The following is a 20,782-nucleotide window of genomic DNA, read 5'->3' on the forward strand; positions in this document are numbered from 1 at the left end:
TGCTCGTGTGCGCTGTCCTGCGCACACGGCAAGACCGGGGTTGGGCGTCCTGCCCAACCCGCCCGAGGCGTGCCTCGGGCCCATGGCGCCAACGGTCCTGCCTGCCCCTCCCGCCCCGCCTTCGACAGTTTCCCGGTGACGGATGGACGTGCTTCGTGGCGTCGCGCTTGCTCGACTGGATTCAGAAGCGGTGGGTCGAACGGAAACAAGAAGGGGTCGAGTGCGCGCAGCGCGCGACCCGCTTTTGATTTTCTTTTTCTTTTCCGTGGCTGGACGCACACGGGAACTGTCAGAGGCCGGGCGGGGTGGCTTCGCGGGGGTGTCCGCGGCATGGATGCCGCGGCCAAGCCCCCAGGGACGGTTCACGGCGTCCCCCGCGGACCCACCCCGCCCGGCCAAGCGCGGCTTTTGCTTTACGCGGCCAAGCAGCCAGCCACGAGGGGCTGTTCCGTTGGCTGAAAACTCAGTACCGCTTGATCCCCGGCACCGTGCAGCCTTCCAGCTGCGCATGCGCCGACACCGCATTCTCCTTCTCGCCCCGCGCCAGGCGAGACTGCTCGATCGTCGCCCAATGCCGGCGGCACAGCGGCCCTGTCTTCGAGCCCAGGTCGACCGCCTTGCGCGCGAACGCCTCCGCCTGCGCCCACTGCCCCTGCAGCAGCGCCAGCTCGGCGCGCTCCTGCAGCACCGCCGGGTCGCCGGCGACGATTTCCAGCGCGTGGTCCAGGCTGCTGGCGGCACCGGCCAGATCGTTGGCTTGGCGTTGCGCCTGCGCGGTCACCCGCAGATCTTCCACCTGCGAGTCACGCAACGGCTGCACCGACAGCTCCTTGTCATCCGGGCCAGCGGCTGCGTCAACTGCGGCCAGGCGCTGCGCCGGCGTGGTGGTATCGACCGGTTTGACCACCGGCGGTGCACTGCTCACGCAGGCGGCCAGGGACAGGCTGAGGCCGGTCAGGGCCAGGGGCTGCAGCAGGGATCGCATGTTCATCGGCATCATCGGCTCGGGGGAGGAGTGGCAGCGGGCGTCGCGGCAGGTTCGGCAGGCACTTCCGGCTTGCGGTCCAGGCCGAACCAGCTGCGCCAGCCACCACCCTCGCCTTCGGCCTCACCCTGCCCGTCCGGCGACACCGCCGGTGCACAGGGCGCATAGGCCGGCGCATAGCCGACCACGAACGGGAAGCGGCGCGCTCCCGGGCAGCCTTCGTCGGTCGTGTTGAGGCCGCTGGCGGCCACCGACTGCCAGTCCAGGCCCTTGTTGCTGACCCGCAGCGGCGCACTGGGAAGACGCTGGAAGATACCCGACCAGACCCGCATCGCGCCGGTAGCACCGTACAGGCCAGCCTGCTCGTTCTGGTCGTTGCCGATCCAGATCACCGCCAGGTGATCCCCGGTGTAACCGGCATACCAGCTGTCACGACCATCATTGGTGGTACCGGTCTTGCCGGCCGGCTGCAGGCGGCTGAGGCCATCGGCGTTGAGCCGCTGCGCGGTGCCGCTGGCAACCACCTGCTGCAGGCCGACACTGATCAGGTTGGCGGCAATCGAATCGCCTTCCTGGGCCGGTGCCAGGGTCTTGTCGTAACGCTTGAGCAGCTTGCCCTGCGGATCGAGCACGCCACGCACCGCATGCAATGGCTGGATTTCGCCACCGGACGCGAGGAACTGGTACAGCTGTGCCATCGCGTATGGGCTCTGGTCGGTCGAACCGAGGATCACCGCCGGATTCGCTTCGGCCTTGATGCCGGCCAGCACGTGGATCAGCTGGGTCACACGCTCGGGGCCGACCTGCATGCCCACGCGCACCGTGGCCTGGTTGTAGGAATGCGCCAGCGCGTCGATCAGGCGCACGGTGCCGTGGCTGCGGTTGTCCGCGTTGCCCGGGCTCCAGTTGCGGCCACGGCCGAGCTGCACCGTCACCGGCGAATCGTCGACCCAGCTGGCCAGCGAGTAGCGGTCCGGCTGCGCCAGCGCCAGCAGGTACACGAACGGCTTCAACAGCGAGCCGACCGGGCGCTGTGCTTCGATCGCTCGATTGAACCCCACCTCGGACACCTCACGGCTGCCGATCACCGCCAACACGTCACCGTTGTGCACGTCGGTCAGCACCATGCCGGCCTGCAGTTCGGGACGGCGCTTGCTTTCCAGCGACTTGATGGTGCGGGTCACCGCGCCTTCGGCATAGGCCTGCGCAGACGGCGACATGCCGGTCATCACGCTCAGGCCGGCGCCCTGCAGCGCCGATTCCGGATAGTCATGGCCGAGCTGGCGGCGAACCAGGTCCACATAGGCCGGGAAGCGGTTGGCCGCCACCAGGCCCGGCGTCTTGGGCACGCCCAGCGGCGCCTTCAACGCACGCTGGTACTCGGCATCGTCGATCAGCGTCGCCTCATGCAGCTTGCCCAGCACGAAATTACGGCGATCCAGCGCGCGTTCCGGGTTGCGCCGCGGATCGTAGTAGGACGGGCCCTTGACCAGGCCGATCAGCAGCGCGATCTGCTCGGTTTCCAGCGATTGCAGGTCACGGCCGAACCAGAACTCGGCGCCGGAAGACATGCCGTGGATGGCCTGGCTGCCGCGCTGCCCCAGGTACACCTGGTTGAGATAGGCCTCGAAGATGGTGCGCTTGTCGTAGCGCGCCTCCATGATCAGCGCGTACAGCACTTCGTTGAATTTGCGGGTGACGGTCTGTTCCTTGCCGATACCCAGCAGGCCGCTGCGGGCCAGCTGCTGGGTCAGCGTGGAAGCACCCTGGCGGCTCTGGCCACCGGAGCGGATCGTCACCCACACCGCGCGCGCAATGCCGGACAGATCGATGCCGTGATGGCGGTTGAAGTCCTTGTCCTCCACCGCCTGCAGGCCGGTCACCAGCAGGTCAGGCGCCTCGTCCATGCGGATCAGGCGGCGTTCTTCCTGCTTCTGCCCGTACAGGGTGGCAATACGTGCCGGGTCCAGGCGCGCAGCCTTCAGCGCCTTGCGGTTGTCAGCGTCACGCAGCGAGGCGACCGCACCGTCGGCCAGCGACAGTTCCAGCCGGCGCGGTGCGACGCGGCCATCCACATCGTTGTAGCCACGGCTGGAAATGACGAAGCGCCCGCCGTTCACTGCATAGGTAGCCGGCTCCTTGCCCTGCCCGTCATCGCGGTAGGCGGATGCGGCGAGCTCGGTCTTCAGGGTCGCCGCGTCCATCGCCTTGCCCGGCGTGAGCACGAGCGGGCGTGCGTACACGCGGGTCGGAATCTGCCAGCGAAGTTCGCCGAAGCGCTGGGTCACCTGTTGGTTCAGGTACAGCGTATAAGGGATCAGGAAGCCCAATCCCAACGCGACCGCAGCCATGCTCCAGGTGATCAGGCGACGCCGCCACAGCGGGCTGTCATCCTGCTGGTCGTCGTCGAAATCGTCGATGTCGTCGGAATCGTAGCGTCGGGGCACGGGGATGCAGGCAGGTAGGGTCTGGCGAGTCTAACGCAGGCGCCGCGGTGGCTGGCAGGCAATGGCCCGCGGTTTCACTGCAGTTCAAGCAGCGCGCGGCACCCGCCACCCGGCCCAGGCGCCCGCAAGCGCCGCCCAGCCCCCTTTCCAGCCGCCCCCCGCCAGGCAGACGTTGGCCAGGCGTGCGATCAACCGCGGCGCATCATGGGCGATCCAGCCTGCCGGCACGTCCGCGCGGCGATACAGCTGCAGTCGCGACCAGGCCATGCGCCAGGCGAGCGCGTGAAGTCCCTGGAAGCGCTCCGGCGCCACCACCACGCCGCGCTGCCCCAGCAGATCGGCCAGGGCAAGCAGGCGCCCGGCCGTGCGCTGGCGCGCCTGCGAATCGAACAGATCGAGATGGCGCAGGCGTTGCAGGAAACCGCGGCGACTGGCCCCGATCTGGTTGTTCCCATGCTGCCGGTAGTCGATGGTCGGTTCGGCCAGCATATCCAATCCTCCACGCAGCGATGCGTGGACCGCCAGCCATTCGTCGTGGCTCCAGCCCGGCGGGACCGGCAGCGATCCGGCCAGCAGCCCACGGCGCAGCGCACAGGTGGCACCGGTGATGAAGTTGCGCAGCAGGATCGCATCGATCGCAAGGCCCGAGCGTTCCAGCTCGACCTCGGCCGGATGGACCACCAGCACCTCCAGCAGCCGCTGGCCCAGCGGCGCGCCCTGCGCGTCCACCAGCCGTGCGTCGCTGTGCAGCAGCAACAGGCCCTGGTAGGCGTGGAAGCGTTGAACATAGCGGCGGACACGCCCCGGATGCCAGACATCATCCTGGTCGCACAGGAACAGGATGTCGGCCTGGCAACGCATCAGTGCATCGGCGAAATTGCGCACATAGCCGAGATTGCGCGCGTGCTGGACGATCTCGACACGGATGCCCAGCGCCTGTGCACGCGGCACGAAGGCCTGCAGCAGCTGCAGCGTCTGGTCGCTGGAACCGTCATCGCCGATCATGACTTCGTTCACCGGAAGATCCTGGTCGAGGATGCTGTCCAGCTGCGCCTGCAGGTAGCGCGCACCGTTGTAGGTGCACAGCGCGACGCCAATGCGCTCGGCAGGGGCCGATCGGGATGGCGCGTCAGGCATCGAACGTACTCGCGGAAACAAGGGCCGGGGGATGGTAGCAGAGCCCCCCAAGAGGATGGATATGGTGGCTGGCTAGCCGTTGTCGGGATACGCAGCGATCCGCTGCACGGCCTGGGCCGCGCTCATCGGTCGCCACGTGTCCGCGTCGGGCTGGAACGGCCGCGGATGTACGTCCAGCAGCGCCTGCAGTGGGCCATTGTCCGCAATCAGATCCTGCTGCAGGCGTGACACCGGACCACGCGCCCGCGGCAGCACCGCGGCCAGGCCCCGCAGCGCCGCGCCCGGCAACGGTAGCGCCAATGTCGGCTGTGCCAGGCTGGCGTGCACGCGGCGGAACATCGCGTGATAGGGCAGGCGCTCGCCACCGCCGATTTCCAGCACCCGTGCCGACGCTGCACCGGTGGCGATGCAGGCCACCACGGCGCGGGCGATATCGTCGGCATGCACCGGTTGGCGCAGGCCTCCCACCAGCGGAATCGGAAACAGGCGCAGACGCAGCGCACGCTGCACGATCGGGGTGATGCTGCGGTCGATGCCGGCCCCATAGATCAGGGTTGGGCGCAGGATCGTCCAGCCCATGCCAAGACGCTCGGCCTGCGCGATCAGGCCCGCTTCGCCCCGCTGCAGCATCGCCACAACGTCCTGCTCGTCGGCCTGCTCGGAATCCTGCTTGCTCAGCAAGCTCATCGAACTGGTGGCGATGACCTGCCGCGCCGGGGCCACCGTCTGCCGCGACAACCACTGCGCCAGTGCTTCAAGGGGGCCGAAGCTGGCAATGGCCTGCCAGTCCGGAGACGGCACGCTGTCCAGCGCAGCCGCCAGGTCCCCGCACAGCCACTGCACGCCGTCCTGTGCCGGTTGCGGTCGCCGGCTCACTGCCTGTACCCGCCCATGCACCTGCACCAGGCGCGGCAGCAGGAACCGGCCGATCTGGCTGGTGGCTCCGGAAACAAGGACGGTCATCTGCACTCCGTGGGGATGTTGCGGGGGTGGCTACTATAGCGGCCCCTCCGGCAGCGGCGGGCTCAGGGCGACGACACCCCGATGTCGCGCAGGCGCTGCCGCAACTGCTGGTACTCGCTGCTGGAAGGGCCGACGCCAAGCTCGCCCGCCTGCTGGAGCGCACGTTCGGCAAAGGCGACATCTCCGTTGCCCAATCGTTCGCTGCCAATCGCAATCCAACGCTGCGCGAGGCGCTGGCGGGCCGCAGGCAGGCCGCCAGCGGTGGGAGACAACGTCTGCCAGGCCTGCAGGCAGGCACCTGCAGCCTGCACCCGGTTCTGCCGGAGGTTGTCGTCGAAACAACGGCGACTGGCAGGCAGCAGGCGCGCGGCCGCGGCCTTCACACGTGAATCGCGCGGTGCCAGCGCCTGTGCTTCGCGAAGGGCATCGAATGCGCTGTGCCCCGGCGGGCTGATCCATTGGCCTGCGCGCTCGGCGCGTTCGATCCGGCGCAGGTGATCGCGCAGCTCGCGTTCACGCTGCGCGTTGCTCACTGCGGGCTGCTGCAGTGCCTCCCGGGCCTGCCGTGCACGCTGCAGGCGCTGCACCAGTTGCTGTCGTGCCGCCTGCGAAGCGCCCAGTGCTTCGGCCAGCACGGCATCACGCTGCGCCGCCTCGAACTGGAAATCGTCGGCCTGGATCTGGCTTCGCGCCAGCACCGCCTGCAGCACCTGCTCGCGGCCCCGCTGGGCAGTGGGATCGTCCGGCGCCACCGCCAGCACGGCCAGGAACCCCTTTGCGGCACGTTCCAGCTGCTGTCGCTGAAGTGCGCGCCGTGCCTGCCGCAAGCGCTCGTCGACCGCCCGTGCCAGGGCCTCCTGGCTGGCGGGAAGATCGGCGTGGCCTGCATCGAACAGGCGCGCGCGCTGCAACGTCGCAGCGGCTTCAGCCAGTTCCCCGCGTCCGGCCAGCGCGCGCGCATGCTGCAGCAGATCGCTCAGTGCATCCTCGCGCCCCTCCAGAGCGGGCAGGTTGTCCGGCTGCAGTGCCAGGATGCGCTGGAACAGCGGCAACGCACTGCTGTCGCCATCGTCCAGCCGGCCGGCCGCGAACGCATTGCGGGCCTGGGCCAGCAACGCGCCGATACCGGCGCCGGCGCTACGCCGCGCCTGCAGTTGGCGGGCCACGGCGTCGGCGTCGCCCTGCGGCACCTGCAGCTCGCGGGCCAGCGCCAGTGACTGCGCGCTGCCCTCCAGATCGTCGCCCTGCAGCCTGTCGCGGGCCTGCTGCAGTGCTGCCGCGGCGGTTCGTGCAAGGCCCTGGCGCGCCTGCGGCCGATCGCCATCCAGTGCCAGCACCGCCTGGTAGCGCTCCCGCGCACCACTGCCGTCGGCCGCACTCAGCCGGCCGGCGGCGAGCGCGCGATCGCCTTCGACCAGCAGCTGTTCGATCTGCGGCTCGTCCCAGAACCAGTCGGCCAGCGGCTTGCGCAGCAGCACCAGCAGCACGAACACCGCCAGCGCCGCGACCAGCGCCCATCGCCAGACCCGCCGCGCATGGCGTGCCTGCAGCCACCACCAGCGGCCCTCGCGGCGGACGCGATCCAGCGCAGGATGTTCAGCGCCATGCGGGCGATGCGGGGGCTCGCGTTCCATGCGTGCAGGGTAGCCGGGGCAGCGTGAAGCTCAGCCGAGGCGACGCGCCTCGCTCACGCCCGGCAGCGCGTCCAGCTTGCCCAGCAGGTTCGACAACTGGCCGTAGTCGCTGACCTTCAGCCGCAGGCGCAGATGGGCACGGCCACTGTTGCGCACGTTGTCACTGTGGATGTCCAGCACGTAGGCGTCTTCCTGGGCGATCAGGTTGGTGATGTCCTTCAGCAGCCAGCGGCGGTCGACCGCATCGACCACCACGTCCACCTCGTAGCCGCCCCCGGCCTGGCCCCACTCCACCGGCAGGATGCGCTGCGGGCTGGTGGCCGCCAGCCGGGCCAGCGCGGCACAGTCTGCCCGGTGCACGGTGACACCGCGGCTACGGGTGAGGTAGCCGACGATCGGTTCGCCGGCCACCGGCTGGCAGCAGCGCGCCAGCTGCACCAGCAGATTGCCCACGCCCTGCACCGTGAACTTGGACTTGCCCAGGTTCTCGCGGCGGGCGGTCGGGCGCGGAAGCGCCGGCGCAGGGGCCGGCTGGCTGGCCGCGCGCTCTGCCTCCAGCAGCGTACGGCTGACCTGGTTCGGGCCGGTGTCGCCCAGCGCCACCTGGATGTAGAGGTCGTCAACGCTGTCGGCATGGAACTTCTTCGCCGCCACCGCCAGATCCGAATGCTGCAGCCCCAGGCGCTTCAGCTCGCGCTCGAGCAGTTCGCGCCCGGCCTGCACGTTGCGCGCGCGGTCCAGCTTGTGGAACCAGCTGCGCACCTTTTCGCGCGAGCGGTTGCTGGCCAGGAAGCCCAGCGCGGGCATCAGCCAGTCGCGGCGGGGGTCGGCCTCCTTGCCGGTGAGGATCTCGACACGGTCGCCGCTGCGCAGGCGATAGGTCAGCGGCACGATGCGGCCATTGACCTTGGCGCCACGGCAGCGGTGGCCCACCATCGTATGTACCTGGTAGGCGAAATCGAGCGGCGTGGCCCCCTGGGGCAGGTCCAGCACCTCGTCCTTCGGGCTGAGCGCATAGACCCGGTCCTCGGTCAGCTCGGCGTCGAGTGCCCCGGCCAGTTCATTGCCCTGCCCGTCCTGCGCCTGCTCCAGCAGCTGGCGCATCCAGGTGATCTTGCGATCGAACGACTTTTCCGCGCCCTTGCCGCCTTCCTTGTACTTCCAGTGCGCGGCCACGCCCAGCTCGGCCTGGGAATGCATCTCGTGGGTGCGGATCTGCACTTCGATCGTGCGCCCTTCCGGGCCGACCACGGCGGTGTGCAGCGAACGGTAGTCGTTGGCCTTCGGGCGTGCGATGTAATCGTCGAACTCGCTCGGCACCGGGGCCCACAGCGCATGCACCACACCCAGCGCGGCGTAGCAGGCGGCGACGTCGTCGACCATCACCCGCACCGCGCGGATGTCGTACAGCTGGTCGAACGCCAGCCGCTTCTTCTGCATCTTCCGCCAGATGCTGTAGATGTGCTTGGGGCGGCCACTCACTTCGGCATGGATGCCCTGTGCGGCCAGCTCGCGCGACAGCTGCTTCTTCACGTTCTGCACGTAGCGCTCGCGCGCCACGCGGGTTTCGTCCACTTCGCGCGCGATGCGGCGGTAGGTTTCCGGCTCCAGGTGGCGGAACGCCAGGTCCTCCAGCTCCCACTTCAGCTGCCAGATGCCCAACCGGTTGGCCAGCGGCGCATGGATGTCGCGGGTCAGCTGCGCCAGCGCCCGGCGCTGCTCGTCGTCCAGCTTGTCGGCAGCGCGCATTCTCGCCAGCTGCCGGGCCAGCAGGATCGGCACCACGCGCAGGTCGCGGATGATCGCCAGCAGCAGGCGGCGCAGGCCCTCGCTGTTGCGCCCGGCCTCGCGGCCAGCATGCAGCGCCCAGACCGGATCGGCGGCGTCCTGGCCGTCGAGCAGGCCGATCACCGCCGCCTTGTGGTTGCCCAGCGGCAGCTGGTCCAGGCTGGCGCGCAGGCCGGGCAGGTCGAACAACAGCGCGGCAACCACCGCGCCTTCGTCGGCCGAGAGCATCGACAGTGCATCGAGGGTATCGCCCAGCACCGACCAGCTGGCGCGCATCTGGTGGTCGCACTCGGGTGCTTCCCAGTGTTCGCGCAGGGCCTGGCGCAGCGGAGCGGGCAGCACCGCGGCGGAGGGACGGTTCAACAAGGCATCCAGGCCGGGGACAGAAGCGCGGTTCACAGCATCGAGCAGGCAAGACAGAGGTTCCTACACTAGCGCCGGCGCCGATCAGGGACAATCACCGCAGCCACCATCACCCGGCATGAAGACATGCCGCTACACTCGCCGGCAAACCCAGGAGAGTTCCGCCATGCCCTCGATCGCCCCACGTTTCCGTCCACGGCTGCTGGCCTGCGCCGCACTGCTGCTGTCCCTGTCGGCGCCTGCGCTGGCCCAGCGCGTGGTGGACGGTGACCTGCAGCAGCAGATGTCGCCGACCGAATTCAAGGCGGCCGGCTTGGACAAGCTGAGCGCGCAGGAACTGGCCACGCTCAACCGCTGGCTGCAGGGCAAGGTTGAAGCGGCGACGACCCAGGCTGTGGCAGCGGTACGCGAAGAAGCCCGCGAACAGGGCCGCCAGGAAGTGATCGTGAAGAACCGCGGGTTCTTCGATTTCGGCAGCAGCGAGCCGATCACCGGCGTGCTGCAGGGCGAGTTCCGTGGCTTCGGCAAGGGCCGCGTCTACGTGCTGGACAACGGCCAGGAATGGGAGCAGACCGACAGCACCAGCGTGGTCGGCGTGCGCAAGCAATCGCCCAAGGTCAGCATCAAGCCCGGCGTGATGGGCGTGTGGTACATGAAGGTGGAAGGCGTGAACAGCCAGCCCAAGGTGCGCCGCTCCAAGTAGTGGATCCACGCCACGCGTGGATGACATTCCACCGTACCCCGCCGGTCATCGTCCGGCGGGGTCGGGTCGGGGGTTACGAGGCCTGGCGCAGTGCCGTCACCCGCTGCGCCAGCTTCTTCGCCGAAATGCCGGTACGTGCCCCCAGCTCCTGCGCGAACAGTGACACCCGCAGCTCTTCCAGGTCCCAGCGCAGCGCCTGCCATTGCGGGCGATCGCGCAGGCCCTGCTGCTCTGCCGTTTCCAGCGCTTCCAGGAACGGATGCAGTTCCAGCATGCGTGCCTGGTCACGTGGCGGATCACGCTTGGCGCGTTCGGTGCGCAGGATCATCGCCTTCAGGTAGCGCGGATACTGCGCCAGCGCGTCGGCCGGCGTATCGCGCAGGAAGCCGGGGTGGATCAGCCCGGACAGCTGCGCTTCCATGTCGTCCAGGTTGCCGCGCGCCCAACCCATCAACGGTGCTTCCAGCATCGGCTTCAGTTCCGCCACCAGCGCCAGGATGGTTTCGGCCAGTTTCAGCCGCGACATGGCCTCGCCGAACAGGGCCTTGGCCGCATGCTCACGGCGCTGTTCAAAGGCCGCCGCATCGCGGATGTCTTCCAGGCCCTCCGCCAACACCGCGTTCATCGCCGCATCCACCAGGTCTCCGCGCAGGCGCTCCTGCGACTCGATCGCCGCATACAACAGGCCGGTCTTGGCGCCCACCGGCAGCTGCTTGCGCGCCTGCTTGATCTTCTCGGCCAGGGCGATCTCCAGCAGCCGGCGCACGCCCAGCGGGTGAGCCTCCTGTGCCTGCTGCCGATCGGCGAAGATGCGCAGCGCCACGCTGTCACCCTCGTCCAGCAACGCCGGATAGGCCGGAACGCCGGCTTCACCGGGCACCTGCAACGGTATCGGCGTCGCCGGGAACGTGCGCAGGCCATCGGCCGCCATCTCGCGGCCAGCGCGTGCAGCGAAGGCATCGCCGGCGCGACCGCCGAATTTCGCGCGCAGTGCGTCCAGATCACGCGAAGTGGCCAGCACCTTGCCCTGCTCGTCGCGCAGCCGCAGGTTCATGTGCAGGTGCGGCTCGATCGAACCGGGCTCGAAATCGAGCGCGGTCACGGTGGCACCGGTTGCACGTGACAGGAAACGCGCCAGTTCGCCGGTGATGGCATCGGCGCTGGGCTGCGGAAACGCCTCATAGAACGCGCGGCCGAAGTCCGGCGCCGGCACGTAGTTGCGACGCATTGCCTTGGGCAGGCTGCGGATCAGTGCCGAGGCCTTGTCGGCGACGAAGCCCGGCGCCAGCCAGCCCAGCTGCACCGGGTCCAATGCATTGAGCAGGTGCAGCGGCACGTCCAGGGTCACGCCGTCATCGTCGGCACCCGGCTCGAAGCGGTAGTGCAGCGGCAACCGCGCCTGGCCCAGCGCCAGGTATTTCGGGTAGCGCTCCTGCTCACTGCCCTCTCCGGGCAGCAAGTCTGCGAGCGACCAGTGCAGGGTCTTGCGCTGTTCCGGTGCCAGTCCCTTCCACCAGGTATCCAGCCCCGCCGCCGAATGGATCTGCGGCGGTACCCGGTCCAGGTACCAGCGCGCCTGCCAGTCCTCGTCGGCAACAATGCCGGCGCGGCGCAGCTTGGCTTCCTCCTCGCGGGCGACCTCCAGCACTTTCTGGTTGTCGGCCACGAAACTGGCGCGGGTGTTGATCTCGCCGGTCACCAAGGCCTGGCGCACGAAGATGTCATGTGCCTCGCCCGGCTCGATGCGGCCGTAATGCACCGGCTTCTTCGGCGCCAGCACCAGGCCGAACAGGCTGATCTGCTCGGACGCCAGCACCTGTCCCTGTGCGCGCGACCAGTGCGGATCGAAGTGCTTGCGCAACAGCAGGTGCGGCAGCTCGGCGATCACCCAGTCCGGCTCGATCGCGGCCAGGGTCATGCCCCACACCTTCTGCGTATCCAGCAGATTGGCCACCAGCAGCCACGGCGGCGGCCGCTTGGACAGCGCCGAACCCGGGAACGGCAGGAAGCGACGCTGGCGCGGCGCCTGGAAATCGCCCTTTTCGGTGCGGTGGCCGATCTGCGTCGGCAGGCCCGCCACCAGCGCGCGGTGCAGGGTCTGGTAGGCGGCGGCGCGCACGCGTTCGCTGAAACCACCTCCTACCGGTGCCTGCTCCTTCTGCGCGCGCACGGCCACCGGCGCCGGTGCGGCCTCGGCCTTGCCTTCGCGGGCCAGGCGTGCGGCGCGGTGCAGCTGGCCCCGGGTGGCTTTCACCGCCGCCGCGTCGTCACGCGCCGGTGCCGGCGCACTGCTGCCGGCCAGCAACGGCGCCATCGACGCCTCGCTGGCCTCCTCCTTCCAGCCCAGTTCCTCGCACAGCAGCCGCAGCTGGCGATGCAGCTCGCGCCACTCGCGCATGCGCAGGAAGCCGAGGAAATGACGTCCGCACCAGTCGCGCAGCTTGGACTGGGTCAGGTCTTCATGGGCCTGCCGGTAGGCATCCCACAGGCGCAGCACGCCAACGAACTCGGAGCGGCCATCGGCGAACTGCGCGTGCGCGCTGTCGGCCGCACCACGCGCTTCGGGTGGGCGTTCGCGCGGGTCCTGGATGCCCAGGAACGAGGCGATCACCAGCATCGGCCGCAGGCAGCCTGCAGCCTGCGCGGCCACCAGCATGCGCGCAAGCTTCACGTCCACCGGCAGGCGTGCCATCTGCTTGCCGATGGTGGTCATGCGCCGCTCGGCATCGATCGCGCCCAGTTCGGTCAGTTGCTGCCAGCCATCGGCCACCGCACGCTCGTCCGGCGCTTCCAGGAACGGGAAATCCTCGATGCGGCCCAGGCCCAGCTGCAGCATGCGCAGGATCACCCCGGCCAGGCTGGAGCGGCGGATCTCTGGATCGGTGAATTCGGGCCGCGCCTGGAAATCGGCTTCGGCGTACAGGCGGTAACAGATACCTTCGGCGATACGTCCGCAGCGACCTTTGCGCTGGTTGGCGCTGGCCTGCGAGATCGGCTCGATGTGCAGGCGGTCCAGCTTGTTGCGCGGGCTGTAGCGCTTGACGCGGGCGAAACCCGGATCGACCACGTAACGGATGCGCGGCACCGTCAGCGAGGTTTCGGCCACGTTGGTGGCCAGCACGATACGCCGGTTCGGCCCGGGGTTGAACACGCGGTCCTGGTCTTGGTTGGACAGCCGCGCGTACAACGGCAGCACCTCGGTATTGCGGTACTTGCGCCGTTCCAGCGACTGGTGCGCATCGCGGATCTCGCGCTCGCCCGGCAGGAAGATCAGCACGTCGCCGCGCGCATCCAGGCGGGTGATCTCGTCGATGGCCGACACGATGGCGTCGTTGACGGTGCGTTCGCCCTGGTCTTCGCCCTCGCCTTCCAGCGCGCGGTAGCGCACTTCCACCGGATAGGTACGGCCTTCGACGCTGATCACCGGCGCATTGTCGAAATGCTGGGCGAAGCGTTCGGTGTCGATGGTGGCCGAGGTGACGATCAGCTTCAGGTCCGGGCGCTTGCGCAGCAGCTGCTTCAGGTAGCCCAGCAGGAAATCGATGTTGAGGCTGCGTTCGTGCGCCTCGTCGACGATGATCGTGTCGTAGTTCGACAGCCAGCGGTCACTGGCGATCTCCGCCAGCAGGATGCCGTCGGTCATGAACTTGATGCGGCTGTCTTCGCTGACCTTGTCATTGAAGCGCACCTGGTAGCCGACCAGCTGGCCCAGTTCACTCTGCAGTTCCTGTGCGACACGGCTGGCCACCGCACGTGCGGCAATCCGTCGCGGCTGGGTGCAGCCGATCATGCCGGCCTGGCCACGGCCGGCGGCCAGGCACAGTTTCGGCAGCTGGGTGGTCTTGCCCGAGCCGGTTTCACCGGCGATCACCACCACCTGGTGTTCGCGGATCAGCCCGATGATGGCGTCGGCTTCACGCGCAATCGGCAGCTGCGGGTCCAGAGTAATGGACGGCTGCTGTTGCGCCCGCACCTGCCGGCGCTGCACCGACGCCTGCAAGGCCTGCTCGAAGGTGGCGGCCAGTGCCGCATCCTGTGGCTTGGCCTGGCAACGCGAGAGCATCCCCAGCAAACGGCCCCGGTCGCGGCTCATGGCGCCGTCGATGGCGGCACGCTGTTGGCGCAGGCGGGGCGATGGATTTTTATCGATAGAGTTCATCAATCGGTTCGTTCAAAACTTTGAAAGCGACCAGTCATCACGACCGGTTTATTGTGAAGGCCAACGATTCCACAAGGAGGAACCCCATGGCGAAGACCAAGAGCACGACCAAGGCCAAAACCGGCAAGCAGAAGCTTGCTGCGGCGGCACCGTCGGCACCGAACATCGATATCGGGATCACCCAGGGCGACCGCAAGAAGATCGCCGACGGTCTGTCGCGCTTCCAGGCCGATGCGTTCACGCTCTACCTGAAGACGCACAACTTCCACTGGAACGTGACCGGGTCGATGTTCAACTCGCTGCACACCATGTTCGAGACGCAGTACACCGAGCAGTGGGCGGCACTGGACGACGTGGCCGAGCGCATCCGCGCGCTGGGCTTCAATGCCCCGGGCTCCTACCGGGAATTCGCTGCGCTGACCTCGATCGCCGAGGAACCGGGCCTGACCGACAGTGCGGACTGGCGTGAAATGGTACGCCAGTTGGTGGTCGCCAACGAAGCAGTCTGCCGTACGGCACGTGAAGTGCTGGAGGTGGCGGCCAAGGGGGACGACGCCCCGACCGAGGATCTGATGACCCAGCGGCTGCAGACACACGAGAAGTACGCTTGGATGCTGCGTTCCCTGCTCCAGTAAGGGTTGGGGGTATTCGGCAGGGCTGCGCCCTGCACCCGCAGAGGCCTTAAATCAACGGCCAGAGCCAGAGCAGAAGCTGGTTTCCTGAGGGTTGGCGGGGTGGATCCGGTGGCAGGGGACGCCGTAAACCCGTCCTTGGGGGCTTGGCCGCGGCATCCATGCCGCGCACACCCCTGCCACCGGCCCCACCCCGCCTTCGACAGATTTCCGCGATCTGCCAGGGCATTGCTTGGGGTCAGATCCGTTTTCCGCAGGAAAACGGATCTGACCCCATTTTGTTTGTCGATATCTGACAGATTTCATCCACGCATGGCGTGGATGGATCCACCGTCACCGGGAAACTGTCGGGGGTGGGGCGGTGTGGGCTTGCAGGACCGTTGGCGCCATGGATGGCGCCATCGAGCCCCCAGGGGTGAGGGCGCTTTGCTTGCGAAGCACTGCTTCGCAAGCGCCCGAACGCACAGCCGCCAGCGGCTGGGCCGGACCGCGGAGCGGGGTTTACGGCGTGTCCTGCAAGCCCACACCGCCCCGCCCAACCAGCAGACACGCCAGAGCCGGCTGTTGCCTTTGACGTTGCTCTGGCTTGTAGCAGGTGCAGGGCGCAGCCCTGCCGACTCCCCCGCCGGGGTAAACTAGCCGGATGGCTTCCCGTCCCGCGCACGACCTGCTCCAACGCGTCTTTGGTTACGACGATTTCCGTGGTCCGCAGCAGGACATCGTGGAGCATGTGGCTGCCGGTCATGATGCCCTGGTGCTGATGCCCACCGGCGGTGGCAAGTCGCTGTGCTACCAGGTCCCGGCCCTGCTGCGTGACGGATGTGGCATCGTCATCTCGCCGCTGATCGCGCTGATGCAGGACCAGGTCGAAGCCCTGCGCCAGCTCGGCGTGCGTGCCGAGTACCTGAATTCAACCCTGGATGCCGAGACCGCCGGCCGCGTCGAGCGCGAACTGCTCGCGGGTGAGCTGGACATGCTCTATGTCGCTCCCGAGCGGCTGCTGACCGGCCGCTTCCTGTCGCTGTTGTCGCGCAGCCAGATCGCCCTGTTCGCCATCGACGAAGCCCACTGCGTGTCGCAGTGGGGCCACGACTTCCGCCCGGAATACCGCCAGCTGACCGTACTGCACGAGCGCTGGCCGCAGATTCCGCGGATCGCGCTCACCGCCACCGCCGACCCGCCGACCCAGCGCGAGATCGCCGAGCGCCTCGACCTGCAGGAAGCACGCCACTTCGTCAGCTCCTTCGACCGCCCCAACATCCGCTACACCGTGGTGCAGAAGGACAACGCGCGCAAGCAGCTGACCGATTTCCTGCGCGGCCACCGTGGCGAGGCCGGCATCGTCTACTGCATGTCGCGGCGCAAGGTCGAGGAGACCGCTGAATTCCTCTGCGGCCAGGGCTTCAACGCCCTGGCCTACCACGCCGGCCTGCCGCCGGAAGTGCGCGCGAACAACCAGCGCCGCTTCCTGCGCGAGGACGGCATCGTCATGTGCGCCACCATTGCCTTCGGCATGGGCATCGACAAGCCGGACGTGCGCTTCGTGGCGCATACCGACCTGCCCAAGTCGATGGAAGGCTACTACCAGGAAACCGGCCGCGCTGGTCGTGATGGCGAAGCTGCCGAGGCCTGGCTGTGCTACGGCCTGGGCGACGTGGTACTGCTCAAGCAGATGATCGAACAATCCGAGGCCGGCGAAGAACGCAAGCAGCTGGAGCGGGGCAAGCTCGATCACCTGCTGGGCTACTGCGAATCCATGCAGTGCCGCCGCCAGGTGCTGCTGGCCGGTTTCGGCGAGACCTATCCCCAGCCGTGCGGCAACTGCGACAACTGCCTGACGCCGCCGGCCTCGTGGGACGCGACCATTCCGGCGCAGAAGGCACTGAGCTGTGTCTACCGCACCGGCCAGCGCTTCGGCGTCGGCCACCTGATCGACGTCCTGCGTGGCAGCGAGAACGAGAAGGTGAAGCAGCAGGGCCACGACAAGCTCAGCACCTACGCCATCGGCCGCGATCTGGATGCGCGCACCTGGCGCAGCGTGTTCCGCCAGCTGGTCGCCACCAGCCTGCTGGAAGTGGACAGCGAGGGCCACGGTGGCCTGCGCCTGACCGATGCCAGCCGTGACGTACTGACCGGCCGCCGCCAGATCAGCATGCGCCGCGACCCGGCCAGCAGCACCAGCGGACGCGAGCGCAGTGCGCAGCGCACCGGCTTGTCGGTACTGCCGCAGGACCTGGCACTGTTCAACGCCCTGCGCGGGCTGCGTGCCGAACTGGCGCGCGAACAGAACGTGCCGGCCTTCGTGATCTTCCACGACAGCACCCTGCGCAACATCGCCGAGCAGCGCCCGACCAGCCTGGATGAACTGGCCCGGGTCGGCGGCATCGGCGGCACCAAGCTGAGCCGCTACGGCCCGCGACTGGTCGAGATCGTGCGCGAAGAAGGGTAACGCCGGGCTCCCTGTAGCGCCGAGCCCACGCTCGGCTGCCGTGGCCGCAGAAGCAGCCGAGCGCGGGTTCGGCTCTACATTGGTGCAGGTCCATCCTTGAACCGGCCATTCAGCCGGAAGTGCATCCACGGCCGCTTGCGGCTAGATTAGCGCCATGTCCCTCGCCTCGACCCTGCTTCGTGTCGTGCTCATGCTCAGCCTGCTGCTCAACGGGCTGAACGCGGCCATGGCCAGCGGTCACGAGGAAATGGGCCGGATGGCCCACGCGGCAGCCGCCCTTGAAGGCGGCAATGCCGACTGCCACCACCACGCCGCCATGCAGGCCGATCAGGCCCCGCAGGCCAAGGCCCCCGCCCACGACGCCCACTGCCAGATCAAGGACTGCGTGCGCAGCTGCGCCCAGCACCCGCTGCTGGTGGTGCAGGCGTTGCCGTTCATGGCCGGCCCGGCGTTGTCGCTGGCACCACAGCCGATGCCGGCCACCGGCCGCCCGTCGCCGCCGCTGCCGCCGATCTCACGCCCTCCCATCGGCTGATTCCCCACGCACTGTGCGCCCTGCGCACCGGAGCCGGCGGCCTGCCGGCGTCTTTCCGTGTCTGGAGTCTCCACCATGAATACCCGCAATCCCCCCGGTCCGGGCGCTGTGCCCATGCCGTCGCGCCGCCTGTTCGTGCAGGGCCTGGCCGCCGGTGGCGTGGTCGCCGGCATCGCCGCTGTCGGCGTGCCGCAGCGCGCGCTCGCCGCCGCCACTGCCGCCCCACGGTTGGCCGGTGCCCCTGCCGTGCTCAGCGATACCCGCATCGAACTGGCCATCGGCGAATCGCTGGCCAATTTCACCGGCCGCACCCGCCCGGCGATCACCGTCAACGGCTCGTTGCCGGCCCCGATCCTGCGCTGGCGCGAAGGCCAGACCGTGGACCTGTTCGTGCGCAACACGCTGGAACGCCACCCGACCTCCATCCACTGGCACGGCATCCTGCTGCCGGCCAACATGGACGGCGTGCCGGGCCTGAGCTTCAACGGCATCGGCCCCGGCGAAACCTACCACTACCACTTCCAGCTGAAGCAGTCGGGCACCTACTGGTACCACAGCCACTCGATGTTCCAGGAACAGGCCGGCCTGTACGGCGCGCTGATCATCGACCCGGCCGAACCGGCGCCGTACCACCACGACCGCGAGCACGTGATCATGCTGTCGGACTGGACCGACATGGATCCGGGCGCGCTGTTCCGGCGCATGAAGAAGCTGGCCGAGCACGACAACTACTACAAGCGCACCCTGCCCGACTTCCTGCGCGACGCGAAACGCGACGGTTGGTCCGCGGCGCTGTCCGACCGTGGCATGTGGGGCCGGATGCGGATGACGCCCACCGATATCTCCGATATCAACGCGCATACCTACACCTACCTGATGAACGGCACCGCCCCGGCCGGCAACTGGACCGGCCTGTTCCGCAGTGGCGAAAAGGTGCTGCTGCGCTTCATCAACGGCGGGTCGATGACCTACTTCGACGTGCGCATCCCCGGTTTGAAGATGACCGTGGTGGCCGCTGACGGCCAGTACATCCACCCGGTCAGCATCGACGAATTCCGCATCGCTCCCGCCGAAACCTACGACGTGCTGGTCGAACCCACCGGCCAGGATGCGTTCACCATTTTCTGCCAGGACATGGGTCGCACCGGCTACGCCGCCGGCACGCTGGCGGTACGCCACGGGCTGCAGGCACCGATTCCCGCGCGCGACCCACGCCCGTTGCTGACGATGAGCGACATGGGGCACGACATGAGCAGTGGTGGCCATGGTGGCCACGACATGGCCGCGATGAAGGGCACGGAAGGTAGCTGCGGCGCCAGCATGGGCCACGGTGCGCACGGCGGCGGTGCCGCCAGCAAGGTACCGAAGCATCCGGCCAGCGAGCGCAACAACCCGCTGGTGGACATGCAGAGTTCGGCCACCGAGCCGAAGCTGGACGACCCTGGCATCGGCCTGCGCGGCAACGGCCGCCAGGTGCTGACCTACGGCGCGATGCGCAGCCTGTTCGAAGACCCGGATGGCCGCGAGCCGAGCCGCGAGATCGAGCTGCACCTGACCGGCCACATGGAGAAGTTCTCCTGGTCGTTCGATGGCGTCCCGTTCGCCAGCGCCGAGCCGCTGCGGCTGAACTACGGCGAGCGCATGCGCATCGTGCTGGTCAACGACACCATGATGCAGCACCCGCTCCACCTGCACGGCGTGTGGAGCGATCTGGAAAACGCGCAAGGTGAGTTCCAGGTCCGCAAGCACACCATCGACATGCCGCCGGGCACCCGCCGCAGCTATCGCGTGCGCGCCGATGCACTCGGCCGCTGGGCCTACCACTGCCATCTGCTGTACCACATGGAAGCGGGCATGATGCGTGAAGTGAGGATCGAAGAATGAGCCGCTCACCGCTTTCCCCCAGCCTGCTGGCCCTGGGCCTGGCCGCCGCGTTGCCGGTGTTCGCGCAGTCGCACGCCGGCCATGACATGGGCGCGATGAACGCGCCTGCGAGGAGCGCGAAGACCCCGGCCGAACCGGTCGATCACTCAAAGATGGATCATTCGGAGAGGGACATGGGTGCGGCGGATCAGGCCGGCATGGACCACTCCACGATGGACCACTCGAAGATGGACCATGGCACGATGCAGCCAGCGGCGATGGACCATTCGCAGATGGACCACGGGGCGATGGGCCACGGCACGCCTGCACCCACCGAACCGCGCGAACCGATCCCGGTCCCGACCGATGCCGACCGCGCCGCCGCCTTCCCGCCGATCGCGCATGGCGCGATGGAACACGCGCCGGAGATCAACAGCCTGCTGCTGATCGACCGGCTTGAGCATTGGGATGGCAAGAGCAGCAACGGCCAGGCATGGGAGGCCACCGGCTGGGTCGGCGGCAACATCAACCGCCTGTGGCTGCGCACCGATGGCGAACGCAGCCGCGGCCGCACCGAATCGTCGTCACTGGAAGCACTGTATGGCCGCAGCGTGTCGCCGTGGTGGGACGTGCTGGTCGGCGTGCGCCAGGACTTCCGCCCGTCCGACTCGCGCACATGGGCGGCCATCGGCATCCAGGGTCTGGCGCCGTACAAGTTCGAAAGCTCGGCCACGCTGTACATGGGCTCCGGCGGCCAGGTGCTGGCCAAGGCCGAGGTCGAGTACGACGTGCTGCTGACCAACCGATTGATCCTGCAGCCGCTACTGGAAGCTACCGTTGCGGCCAAGGACGAGCAGGAGTACGGCATCGGCCGTGGCCTGAACAAGGTAGAGGCCGGCCTGCGCCTGCGCTACGAGTTCAGCCGTCGCTTCGCGCCCTACATCGGCATCAGTCACGAACGCAGTTTTGGCGACACCGCCGACTATGCCGGTGACCACGCGCGCGACACGCGCTGGGTGGCCGGCGTGCGCATGTGGTTCTGAGCAGCAGATCGTGAGCAATGGCCAGCCCCGGCAGCCGCCGGGGCCGGCTACACTTCGCCACGTTCCAATGCAGGCACCGCC

The 20,782-nt window shown here is 68.3% G+C and carries 13 protein-coding genes; 6 read left to right on the plus strand and 7 right to left on the minus strand.

Annotated features, from left to right (window positions below; genetic code table 11):
• Positions 1-463: 463 nt before the first annotated feature.
• The 6 genes from AC5P8Y_RS03025 to AC5P8Y_RS03050 all read right to left on the minus strand — a co-directional run bounded on the left by AC5P8Y_RS03025 (position 464) and on the right by AC5P8Y_RS03050 (position 9,353).
• Complete coding sequence (locus AC5P8Y_RS03025) at positions 464-1,000, minus strand: hypothetical protein (protein WP_049404693.1); 537 nt, start codon at positions 998-1,000, stop codon at positions 464-466.
• Entirely contained in the window at positions 997-3,432 is a 2,436-nt protein-coding gene (gene mrcB, locus AC5P8Y_RS03030; protein ID WP_495201836.1) for a penicillin-binding protein 1B, read from the minus strand. Before mrcB ends, AC5P8Y_RS03025 begins: the two co-directional genes overlap by 4 nt.
• Positions 3,433-3,516: 84 nt before the next feature.
• Complete coding sequence (locus AC5P8Y_RS03035; RefSeq protein WP_049404690.1) at positions 3,517-4,569, minus strand: glycosyltransferase family 2 protein; 1,053 nt, start codon at positions 4,567-4,569, stop codon at positions 3,517-3,519.
• 72 nt (positions 4,570-4,641) lie between these two features.
• The gene (locus tag AC5P8Y_RS03040) at positions 4,642-5,532 is read right to left on the minus strand and encodes an SDR family oxidoreductase (RefSeq protein WP_495201837.1); all 891 of its coding nucleotides are present in this window, start codon (positions 5,530-5,532) and stop codon (positions 4,642-4,644) included.
• Between the two features lie 62 nt (positions 5,533-5,594).
• Positions 5,595-7,166, minus strand: a complete 1,572-nt coding sequence (locus AC5P8Y_RS03045; protein ID WP_049404687.1) for a hypothetical protein — start codon at positions 7,164-7,166, stop codon at positions 5,595-5,597.
• Between the two features lie 30 nt (positions 7,167-7,196).
• Entirely contained in the window at positions 7,197-9,353 is a 2,157-nt protein-coding gene (locus tag AC5P8Y_RS03050; protein ID WP_164133624.1) for a bifunctional (p)ppGpp synthetase/guanosine-3',5'-bis(diphosphate) 3'-pyrophosphohydrolase, read from the minus strand.
• Positions 9,354-9,483: 130 nt separating this feature from the next.
• On the opposite strand from AC5P8Y_RS03050, the gene AC5P8Y_RS03055 reads away from it, so the two are divergent.
• Positions 9,484-10,020, plus strand: coding sequence for a hypothetical protein (locus AC5P8Y_RS03055; RefSeq protein WP_005410728.1), 537 nt, complete (start codon positions 9,484-9,486; stop codon positions 10,018-10,020).
• A gap of 73 nt (positions 10,021-10,093) precedes the next feature.
• On the opposite strand, the gene hrpA is transcribed toward AC5P8Y_RS03055, so the two are convergent.
• Positions 10,094-14,179 (minus strand): ATP-dependent RNA helicase HrpA, encoded by a 4,086-nt coding sequence (hrpA, locus tag AC5P8Y_RS03060; protein ID WP_353949858.1) that lies wholly within the window; start codon positions 14,177-14,179, stop codon positions 10,094-10,096.
• 86 nt (positions 14,180-14,265) lie between these two features.
• On the opposite strand from hrpA, the gene AC5P8Y_RS03065 reads away from it, so the two are divergent.
• The 5 genes from AC5P8Y_RS03065 (at position 14,266) to AC5P8Y_RS03085 (ending at position 20,701) form a co-directional block, all read left to right on the plus strand.
• A complete protein-coding gene (locus AC5P8Y_RS03065) occupies positions 14,266-14,814 on the plus strand; it encodes a Dps family protein (RefSeq protein WP_005410730.1) in 549 nt (182 codons plus the stop codon).
• A gap of 640 nt (positions 14,815-15,454) precedes the next feature.
• Positions 15,455-17,260, plus strand: a complete 1,806-nt coding sequence (recQ, locus tag AC5P8Y_RS03070) for a DNA helicase RecQ (protein ID WP_033832969.1) — start codon at positions 15,455-15,457, stop codon at positions 17,258-17,260.
• A gap of 154 nt (positions 17,261-17,414) precedes the next feature.
• Complete coding sequence (locus AC5P8Y_RS03075) at positions 17,415-17,795, plus strand: CopL family metal-binding regulatory protein (RefSeq protein WP_049396260.1); 381 nt, start codon at positions 17,415-17,417, stop codon at positions 17,793-17,795.
• 75 nt (positions 17,796-17,870) lie between these two features.
• Positions 17,871-19,679, plus strand: coding sequence for a copper resistance system multicopper oxidase (locus AC5P8Y_RS03080; RefSeq protein ID WP_353949857.1), 1,809 nt, complete (start codon positions 17,871-17,873; stop codon positions 19,677-19,679).
• Positions 19,676-20,701: a copper resistance protein B gene (locus AC5P8Y_RS03085; protein WP_353949856.1), complete on the plus strand. Its 1,026-nt coding sequence runs from the start codon at positions 19,676-19,678 to the stop codon at positions 20,699-20,701. Before AC5P8Y_RS03080 ends, AC5P8Y_RS03085 begins: the two co-directional genes overlap by 4 nt.
• Positions 20,702-20,782: the final 81 nt, after the last annotated feature.

Source organism: Stenotrophomonas sp. YJH_SMC_12-1 (genome assembly GCF_059370935.1).